Below are 2,602 nucleotides of genomic sequence, written 5' to 3'. Positions count from 1 at the left end.
TGGGTCCGCGACGCCGCCTACTGGGGCCGCGCCCCCTGGGCGGGCAGGCGCCGTCTCGGCACCGTCGACGTGGTCGACGGCGTGCTCACCAACGCCCTGGCCCACGCCGTGTCCACCGCTCTGGCCCTCGCCGACGCCGACCGCGCCGAGGACGTCACCGGCGTCGAGACGGAACTGCTGCGGGCGAACGACATCGAGGCCGACGACACCTCCTGCGTGCGGATCACCACCACGCGCGGGGTGGACGTCGTCGTCGCCGCCACGCTGTGCGCCGAGCGGCCCGGCGAACCGTACGTGCTCGTCCACGGCGAGAGCGGCCGGATCACCTTCTGGTACAAGCAGGACCGGGTGCTGGTGCAGCGAGCCGGACACGGCCCCGAGGAACACGTCCACGGCCGCACCGACCTGCTCGAGAACCTCCTCGCGCACCTCGCGGACGGCACGGAACTGCTCGCCCCGCCCGCCCGGTCCGGCGCCTTCATGCGCGTCCTCGAAGCGGTCCGCACCGCCCCCGATCCCCTCCCGCTGCCACCGGACGCCTGGCACACCGCCCACGACACGCCCACGCCCCGGCGCGTGGTGCCGGGCGTCGACGGCCTGGTCGCCGCCTGCGCCGACACCCTGCGCCTCTTCTCCGAAACCGGTGCCGCGCCCTGGACGGCACCCTCCGCCCCCTCCGGAACGAGTACGGCATGACCGACCACGTGACCGCCGCCCCGACCGGGCCCGAGGAGGCCGCGCCCCTCCCGGACGTCCTCGCCGACCTGCGCTGCGCCGGGCGCACCGTCGCCCGCTACGCCACCCGGCCCGGCCTCGACCCCCGCCTGTCGCCCCGCCCCTACCTCCACCCGGTGACCACCCTCGGCGGCGCCGTGGTCACCGAGGAACTGCCCGGCGACCACCTCCACCACCTCGGCGCGGGCCTCGCCGTCCCCGACGTCGACGGCCGCAACTTCTGGGGCGGCCGCACCTTCGTCCGGGACCGCGGCCCGGTCCCGCTCGACAACCACGGCACGCAGCGCCACACCGGCTGGCGCCTGCGGGAGGCCGGCCGTCTCGAGGAGGACCTCGTGTGGGAGGCGGACGGCGTCCCGCTGCTGCACGAGCACCGCACCGTCACCGCCACCGCGCTCACCGACCGCGCCTGGGCGCTCGGTCTCACCTTCGCGCTCACCCCCGCGGACGGCCCCGTCACGATCGGCAGCCCCGCCACCAACGGCCGCCCCGGCGCCGGATACGGCGGCTTCTTCTGGCGCGCCCCCAAGGAGGCCGAGGCCCCCTCCGTCTTCACCCGGGACGCCGACGGCGAGGAGGCCGTCCACGGCCGGGGAGCCGACTGGATCGCGCTCGCCGGGGACGGCTGGACGCTCGTCTTCGCCGCGGCGGACGGAACCACCCGCCGCGACCCCTGGTTCGTGCGGACCACCGAGTACCCGGGCGTCGGCTCGTCGCTCGCCTGGTCCCGCCCGCTGACCGTCCCGGCCGGGCGACCGCTGGTACGCCGCCTGGTCACCGTCGTCGCCGACGGCCGTCCCGGCCGCCAGGCCGTCGAGGAGCTCGTGAAGGAGGCGACCGCGCGGTGAACGCCCCCGGCGACCGGCCCTGGACCCCCGACCTCGGCGACGGCACCTACCGCAACCCGGTCCTGAACGCCGACTGGTCCGACCCCGACGTGATCCGCGTCGGCGACGACTACTACCTCACCGCCTCCAGCTTCGGCCGTGCCCCCGGCCTGCCGCTGCTGCACTCCCGCGACCTGGTCAACTGGACCCTCGTCGGGCACGCCCTCGAACGGCTCACGCCCGAGGCGGACTTCACCGTGCCCCGCCAGGACTGCGGTGTCTGGGCCCCGGCGCTGCGCCACCACGCCGGCCGCTTCTGGATCTTCTGGGGCGACCCCGACCAGGGCGTCCTCCAGGTCAACGCCCCCGGCATCGAGGGCCCCTGGACCGTCCCGCATCTGCTGAAGCCGGGCAGGGGACTCATCGACGCCTGTCCGCTGTGGGACGAGGAGACCGGCGAGGCGTACCTCGTGCACGGCTGGGCCAGGTCGCGCGCCGGGGTGAAGAACCGTCTCACCGGGCACCGGATGGGCCCCGACGGCCGCACCCTCCTCGACGAGGGCCGGATCGTCGTCGACGGCGACCGGCTGCCCGGCTGGTTCACCCTCGAAGGCCCCAAGCTCTACCGGCACGACGGCTGGTTCTGGATCCTCGCCCCCGCCGGGTCGGTGGAGACCGGCTGGCAGGGAGCCTTCCGGGCGCGGTCCTTCTTCGGCCCCTACGAGGAGAGGGTGGTCCTGGAACAGGGCCGCACCGACGTCAACGGCCCCCACCAGGGCGGCTGGGTCCGCACACCGCAGGGCGAGGACTGGTTCCTGCACTTCCAGTCACGCGGCGCGTACGGCAGGGTCGTCCACCTGCAGCCGATGCGCTGGACCACCGACGAGCAGGGCCGCCCCTGGCCGGTGCTGGGCGACGACGGCGCGCCCGTCGCCGTCCACCGCAAGCCGCAGGCCCCGCCGGGACCTCCCGCGGCGCCCGCCACCGACGACGACTTCCCGGGCGGCGGGTTCGGCCGCCAGTGGCCGTGGGGGGCCAAC

General features: G+C 75.7%; 2 protein-coding genes and 1 pseudogene. All 3 read left to right on the top strand.

Annotated elements, in window-relative coordinates:
* Window positions 1-696: pseudogene (locus tag HW445_RS26125) on the top strand (gfo/Idh/MocA family oxidoreductase); the annotation flags it as partial.
* Window positions 693-1,583, top strand: coding sequence for a PmoA family protein (locus HW445_RS26120; RefSeq protein ID WP_180223346.1), 891 nt, complete (start codon window positions 693-695; stop codon window positions 1,581-1,583). The pseudogene HW445_RS26125 and the gene HW445_RS26120, both read left to right, overlap by 4 nt.
* Window positions 1,580-2,602 (top strand): glycoside hydrolase 43 family protein (locus HW445_RS26115; RefSeq protein WP_180223345.1); only part of this gene is annotated, 1,023 nt, incomplete at its 3' end. The genes HW445_RS26120 and HW445_RS26115, both read left to right, overlap by 4 nt.

This window comes from Streptomyces sp. UH6 (assembly GCF_013421635.1).
Lineage (GTDB): Bacteria > Actinomycetota > Actinomycetes > Streptomycetales > Streptomycetaceae > Streptomyces > Streptomyces abyssomicinicus.
The sequence above is the reverse complement of the archived record's forward strand: the minus strand, read 5'-3'. Positions and strand labels throughout refer to the sequence as shown.

What these genes read in the sequence shown, in the direction of transcription:
- HW445_RS26120 (WP_180223346.1), top strand. Translation starts at nt 693, where the DNA reads ATGACCGACCACGTGACCGCCGCCCCGACCGGGCCCGAGGAGGCCGCG.